The organism is Holdemanella porci (genome assembly GCF_019052655.1).
Classification (GTDB): domain Bacteria; phylum Bacillota_I; class Bacilli_A; order Erysipelotrichales; family Erysipelotrichaceae; genus Holdemanella; species Holdemanella hominis.
The window spans coordinates 1-1,075 of record NZ_JAHQVB010000141.1; the positions used below are offsets into that span (position 1 = coordinate 1).

A 1,075-nucleotide genomic window follows, 5' to 3' on the forward strand; every position below is an offset into this window, starting at 1 on the left:
GAGCTGTAACGAATAAGTAAATTTTATTACTTATGGAGTTCAGCTCCTTTCTTTTTGTTTGATTAGCTTTTACATAAATAAAAAATGAAAATACACATCTAACCTTACTGCCTTTTTGGGCGCACTAAAAAAAGATATCTATTTTCATTATTTTTTTTACTCTTAGGACCTTAGTTTATTTTGTTATTTTTCTGGAATTCTAGTTTTCGAGTGTGATATCTTCTTAGATTATGACCGATACATACGAGTAGTATCTCCAGTTTTACACCAGATATACCGCGACGACGTAATTTGTCATAATGATTGTCTTCTTTGATCTGTCCAAAGATTCCTTCACTCCAGATACTTCGTTGTATCATATACTTTTTACCTTGTTCAGTCGAAAGATTTTCTTTGACTTCTTTTTTGTAGGATTCAAGCTCTCGGCACCTTTGTATCGTTCGGCCCTTTTTTGATTTTGTGCATTTTGATTTGAACGGACATCCTTCACAATGTTCATTCTGATACATTTCGATTTCTCGTGGATACACGCCTCGTCGTTCTATTCGTGTATCTACCAATGTAAATTCATGGTTCGCTGGACAAATGATCTTATCCTCTTCATTTGGATTCATCTGTGCTCGGGTAAACTGATTCTTAGTCGTTTTCTTTTCAGCTTCTTTACGCATTCCACTGTATTTCATATACAATTGAATTCCATGTTCCTTGTCATATTTATAGTTGTCAAAACTTCCGTATCCGGCATCAGCAGGTGTGGCATATGGATAGCTTCCATACGCCATATGATAGCCTTCCATAAATGGAATATATGTTCTAAGATCATTGGCGTCACTTGATACATATACATGTCGTATATATCCGTCACTGCTTCCAACCTGTACATTATATCCAGGCTTGAATACATTGGTATGATTATAGTAATCGTATTTCATGTGCATGAACGTTGCATCTGGATCCGTCTTCGAAAAACTGTTTCGATCTCCTGCAATATCAGAATATATGGTGTATTTAAACATCTTCAACGCATCTTCTTTAAATGCTTCCTGATACCTTTGCAGTTCATGCTTCTTTTTAC

The 1,075-nt window shown here is 35.4% G+C and carries 1 protein-coding gene; it reads right to left on the minus strand.

What is annotated here, in order from left to right:
• Positions 1–170: 170 nt before the first annotated feature.
• The coding region (locus tag KTQ83_RS11825; protein WP_217256948.1) for a transposase at positions 171–1,075 on the minus strand (905 nt) is incomplete at its 5' end.